Annotated in this window: 6 protein-coding genes; 4 read left to right on the top strand and 2 right to left on the bottom strand. The window is 73.7% G+C overall.

All coding sequences use genetic code 11. The features are described from left to right. Positions 1-591, top strand: a 591-nt coding sequence (locus OMK64_RS19555; RefSeq protein WP_272730026.1) for an ATP-binding cassette domain-containing protein, incomplete at its 5' end; no start/stop codon positions are given. A 263-nt stretch (positions 592-854) separates the two neighbouring features. Beyond that, complete coding sequence (locus OMK64_RS19550) at positions 855-1,622, top strand: hypothetical protein (protein WP_272730025.1); 768 nt, start codon at positions 855-857, stop codon at positions 1,620-1,622. Between the two features lie 97 nt (positions 1,623-1,719). Here OMK64_RS19550 and OMK64_RS19545 read toward each other — a convergent pair whose 3' ends face one another. Then, positions 1,720-2,808, bottom strand: coding sequence for a GNAT family N-acetyltransferase (locus OMK64_RS19545; protein ID WP_272730024.1), 1,089 nt, complete (start codon positions 2,806-2,808; stop codon positions 1,720-1,722). A 145-nt stretch (positions 2,809-2,953) separates the two neighbouring features. On the opposite strand from OMK64_RS19545, the gene OMK64_RS19540 reads away from it, so the two are divergent. Continuing rightward, entirely contained in the window at positions 2,954-3,589 is a 636-nt protein-coding gene (locus OMK64_RS19540) for a hypothetical protein (RefSeq protein WP_272730023.1), read from the top strand. A 146-nt stretch (positions 3,590-3,735) separates the two neighbouring features. Next, a complete protein-coding gene (locus OMK64_RS19535; protein WP_272730022.1) occupies positions 3,736-5,001 on the top strand; it encodes an Nramp family divalent metal transporter in 1,266 nt (421 codons plus the stop codon). Between the two features lie 145 nt (positions 5,002-5,146). Here OMK64_RS19535 and OMK64_RS19530 read toward each other — a convergent pair. Continuing rightward, positions 5,147-5,506, bottom strand: a 360-nt coding sequence (locus OMK64_RS19530; RefSeq protein ID WP_524536920.1) for a putative endonuclease domain-containing protein, incomplete at its 5' end; no start/stop codon positions are given.

Below are 5,506 nucleotides of genomic sequence, written 5' to 3'. Positions count from 1 at the left end.
GCGACCCGCACGACCGCCGTGCTCGTCACGCACGACCAGGACGAGGCGTTCGCCGTCGCGGACCGCGTCGCCGTCATGGACCGGGGTCGGATCCTCCAGGTCGGCACACCCGCCGACCTGTGGCAGCGGCCCGCCGACCGTCGGGTCGCGGAGTTCCTCGGCTACGAGGCGTTCGTGCCGGTCGGCGCGTCGGCGGCGGCCCCGCTGGTGCGTGCGCTGGGGGAGCGGGCCGGTCACGGCGGCGCCCGCACGGGTGTCGGTCGCGCCGGCGCTGCGGCGACGGGTGGCGATGCGGCGGTCGTCGGCGCGTCCGCTCCTGGTGCGGACGTCGTCGCGCTCGCGGAGGGTGCGTTCGTCGTCGAGCGCGTCGGGTCGCCGGGCGTCGTCGGGGCGATCGGGGAGGACGGGGTCAAGGGCGTGGTGCTCGCGGTGACCTCGCGGCGTGGTCGGTCGGAGGTGCGCGTGGACGTCGACGGGATCGGGCCGGTCACCGCGCTCGCGCCCGTCGGCGTGCAGCTCGACCCGGGCAGCGTCGTCCCGCTCGCCGTCGACCCGGACGCCCTGGCCGTCCTGCCGCTCGACGCCCCCTGACGCACCACCGGGACGGACGCTCCCGACACCCCCCGCCGAGACGGTCGCTCCCGACACCCCCGCCGGGCCGGTCGTCTCCGGGTCCTGCACGTGCGTGTGCGACCACCGCTCGAGACCGCGACATCCATCCGTCTCTCCCGAGGCGTTGTCGCACTCTCGGGCGGCGTCGTGGTGAGGCGGGCGCGCGCGGGTCGCACTACCGTCGGAAGGGTCCGGCACCGGGCGGTGACGGACCCCGCCGACGACGCCGAGGTGATGTCCCGATGACGCTCGACCGCCGCGAGATCGTGTCGCTCGACCTGCACGCCGACCTGCACACCGCGTGGGCGCACCTGCGTCAGCCGGAGCTCGTGCGGCAGTGGTTCGGCTGGGACTACGACGGGCTCGACGCCGAGATCCGCGACTACTTCATCGCCCAGCCCGTCGTCGGGCAGTCGTACGAGGGTGACAACCTCACGCACACGCTGACGACGCCGAGCCACGACGTCATCGCCGTGACCGCCGCGTCGCACGACCCCGGGCACACGCACCTGACGATCACGCGCCGCAGCCACGACGGCCTCGCGACGTACGACGGCGTGTACGACCCGATCGACGAGGGCTGGATCCAGTTCGCGCACCAGCTGCAGTTCCTGCTGCGCGCCCACCCGGGCCAGGAGCGCCGCACCCTGTCGGTGTTCGGGCTCGACGCGGGCGACCGCCGCGACCGGCTGCTCGACCGGGCCGGGCTGCACGGTGTAAGGGGTATCCCGGTCGGCGGGCACGTGCAGGCGCGTCGGCCCGACGGGACGCTGCTCGGCGGAACGCTCGTCTACAAGGCCGAGCACCAGTTCGGGCTCCAGCTGCACGGGATCACCGAGTCGTTCCTGGTGATCCTCGAGGTGCCGATCGCGAGCCACCCGCCGCACGGCACGGTGGGCGCGGTGCTGTCGACGTACGGCATCGACGACGCCACGTTCGCCGAGGTCGAGGAGCGCTGGTCCGGCTGGTGGGCGCGCTCGCAGCCCCACGGGACGGCCGTCGGCGCCTGACGCGTCGGGTCACGTCCGTCGGCCGGACGCACGCGCGGCGCCCGTCCCGACGGGACGGACGCCGCGACATCCGGCCGTGCTCTCGACCGGAGCCTCGTCACTCCAGGCGGAGCTGCCACTCCCCGGCACCACCGCTGGGGGCGAAGCCGAGGTCGACGTTGATGCGGAGCATGTAGGAGTTCTCCTCGGCGTTCCACGTCGCGACGCGCCGCGCACCCGGCCGGACCTCCGCGAGCCGCTGCAGGTTCGCCGCCTTGACGAGCATGCCCAGCCGGCGACCCCGGTGCTCCTTGAGCACGAGCGTGTCCTCCTGGTGCACGAACTCCTCGTTCTCGGGCGGCAGCATGAGCACCGTGTACGCGGCCAGCGTGTGCGTCGGCACGTGCTCGGCGGCCGCGACGACGAGCTCGATGCCGCGGTCGACGAACTGCGCCTCGGTCGTCCGGATGCGCTTCGCGTCCCAGACGTCCTCCTCGTAGTCCAGGCCGCCCAGCGGGACGTCGGTGCTCATGCGCGTGTTGAGCGTCGCGTACTCGTCGACCCACTCGTCGGGTGCGGCGGACCCCCAGTGCACGATCCGGTACTCGTCGCCCGCGAACGCCTGCGCCTGCGCGCGGTGCGCGGCGAGGACGTCCGGGTCGACGGGCACCGGCAGCACCGACCGGCGCGCGACCTGCTCGAGCTTCCAGCCCCGCGAGGCGACGAACCGGACGTTGGGGTCGTCGGCCGCGACGCGTCCCGTGCCGGTGCTCGGGACGAGCGTGCCGTCGCCCTCGGCGGGCTCGTGGCGCTGGTCGGTGCTGCCCGTGAGGACGCGGCGCCCGGCCGCGCGCGCGACGTCGAGCGCGTGGTCGTGCAGCGCGGACCCGATGCCCTGCCGGCGGTGCTCGGGCAGGACGCCGATCTCGACGTAGGCGGTGTGCGTGTTCTCCTGCAGCGGCAGGAGCATCGCGAGGTAGGCGAGCGGCGTCCCGTCGTCGTCCGTGACGAGGAAGCGCGGTTTGCGGACGTACGCCTGGTCGCGGAGCGCGCCGAGGACCTCCTGCGGCGTGCGGTCGTAGTCGTGGTTGCCCCACTCGTGCGCGATCACACGGTTCGCCACGTCGGTGAGCGCGAGGAGCGGTCCGGCCCCGGGTGCGTCGACGGACTCGGGGACGGGTACCTCGTGGATCGACCATGACGCCATGCCGTCCAGGGTCGACCCGTCCGTCGGGGTGGGTCGAGCCCTTTATCGAGGCGGACCCGTCGGTCCTGGCGCGCGCGGCCAGCGTCCGGCGCCGCCGCGCGCACGCTGGCCGGGCACCTCGTGCGGGGCGGGGATACTGGCGGTCATGCTCTGGCTCGAGGTCGTCGGGTGGCTCGGATCGGTCCTGGTCGTCGTGTCGCTCATGCAGGCGCGCGTGCTGCGGTTCCGCGTGCTCAACCTGGTGGGCGCGGTGCTCGCGACCGGGTACAACGCGATCGTCGGGATCTGGGCGTTCGCGGTGATGAACGGGGCGATCGCGATCATCGACGTCTACTGGTTGTGGCGGCTCCTGCGCGAGCGGCACGACGAGCGCGCCTACACGGTCGTCGACGTCGGGACCGGCGACGCGTACCTCCGGCACTTCCTCGACGTGCACGCCGAGGAGATCGGGCGCTTCCAGCCCGGGTTCGCGCTGCCCGACGACGCGTCGGCGTTCTTGGTCGCGCGCGGGGACGAGGTCGTGGGCGTGGTGGTCGTGCGGGACGTCGGCGACGGGGTCGGCGTGGTCGACCTCGACTGGGTGACGACGCGGTTCCGCGACTTCACTCCGGGGGAGTTCGTCTACCGGCGCAGCGGCGTGTTCGCGGAGCACGGTCTGCGCGAGCTGCAGGTCACGCCGGCGCCGGCCATGCGCGAGTACTTCGGCAAGGTCGGGTTCCGCGAGACGCCGACGACGGCGGCGACGGCGTCGCGGTGGGTGCGCGAGGTCGAAGCGGCCTGACGGCGGCGACTCTCTCGACCGCGCGCTGCGCCGACGAGGCGCGCCCCGCGGACGCTGCGCTCCGTCTGACGACGTCCGGCTCGTCGTCGTGAGGATGCGGGCGTCCGGGTATAGGGTTTCGGCCACCCGAACTTTTAGGAGGAGCGGTGAGCCGAGTCGACGTCGACGTCGAGCGCGCGGAGTCGGTCGACCCTCGCGGGCGCCGGAGACCCCGACGGACCCCGCTGCTGCTCGGGCCCGCGTTCGTCGCCGCGATCGCGTACGTCGACCCGGGCAACGTCGCCGCCAACCTGACCGCCGGCGCGCGGTACGGGTACCTGCTGCTGTGGGTCCTCGTCGCCGCCAACGTCATGGCCGTGCTGGTGCAGTACCAGTCCGCCAAGCTCGGGCTTGTCACGGGCGACTCCCTGCCCGGCGTGCTCGGCAAGCGTATGCGCCGCGGACCGCGGCTCGCGTTCTGGGGGCAGGCCGAGCTCGTCGCCGCCGCGACCGACATCGCCGAGGTCGTCGGCGGTGCCATCGCCCTGCAGCTGCTGTTCGGGGTGCCGCTGCCGCTCGGCGGGCTCATCGTCGGCGTCGTCTCGATGGTCCTGCTCGCGACCCAGAACGTGTACGGCCAGCGCCGCTTCGAGGCCGTCGTCGTCGGGCTCCTCGCGGTCATCACCGTCGGCTTCCTCGCAGGCCTCCTCGTCAGCCCGCCCGACGCGCGCGGCGTCCTGTCCGGGCTCGTCCCGCGGTTCGACGGCACCGACTCCGTCCTGCTCGCCGCGTCCATGCTCGGCGCGACCGTCATGCCGCACGCGATCTACGTGCACTCCGCCCTCGTGCGCGACCGGCACGGCCGGGCGCCCGTCGGCGAGGGCCGCGTCCGGCTGCTGCGGGCCACACGATGGGACGTCGGTGGCGCGCTCGTCGTCGCCGGGCTGGTGAACATCGGGCTGCTCCTGCTCGCGGCGTCCGCGCTCCGCGGCGTCGACGGGACCGACACGATCGAGGGCGCGCACGCCGCGATCGTCTCCGCGCTCGGCCCCGCCGTCGGGATCGCGTTCGCCATCGGGCTGCTGGCGTCCGGGCTCGCGTCGACGTCCGTCGGTGCGTATGCCGGCGCGACGATCATGGAGGGCCTGATCCAGCGCCGGATCCCGCTCCTGGTCCGCCGGGTCGTCACGCTCGTGCCCGCGATCGTGCTGCTCGCCGTCGGCGCCGACCCGACGTGGACGCTCGTGCTCAGCCAGGTCGTCCTGAGCTTCGGCATCCCGTTCGCCGTCATCCCGCTGGTCCGCCTGACCCGCGACCGCTCCCTCATGGGCGCCGACCGCAACGGCCCGTGGCTGCACGCGGCGCTGGTGATCGTGGTCGCCCTGGTCGTCGCCCTCAACCTCACCCTGCTCACCCTCCTCCTCTTCACCTGACGCCCCCGCCGCCCCCCGCCCCCGCCCGCTCGAACCGCCGCCCGGAGGCAGCGGACGGGTGGTTCGTCGAGGGAGAGGCTCTGTCTCCAGCGAGCAACATCGTTGTGTCGTTCTCGGGACGAAGTCCCATGCGGGTGCCCGCGGGTCATCGCGCGAGGTCGACGCGTGGGCGCAGGCCGGTCGTCACCGTGGCGGGAAGGAGCGGGGCGAGGCGGTTCGTGAGGCCGGCACGCGTCGGTCTGTCCTCGGCGGTCACCCGGACGACGCGCCACCCCGCCTCGGTGATCGCGTCGTGCCGCCGCTTCTCATGGACGAGGTCGTCATGGGTCCGGTACTTCACCCTGCCGTCGTACTCGATCCCCACCGACCATTCCGGCCACCCGAGATCGAGCCAGAACGTGCCGAGCCGGGTCGGCACAGGGACCTGGGTCAGCGGCACGGGGAAGCCGTCACGAAGCACCGCCCACCGGCATCCCGACTCTCCGGGCGACTCGGCGCCGGCGTC

Source organism: Cellulomonas fimi, assembly GCF_028527925.1.
GTDB classification, from domain to species: domain Bacteria; phylum Actinomycetota; class Actinomycetes; order Actinomycetales; family Cellulomonadaceae; genus Cellulomonas; species Cellulomonas fimi_C.
The sequence above is the reverse complement of the archived record's forward strand: the minus strand, read 5'-3'. Positions and strand labels throughout refer to the sequence as shown.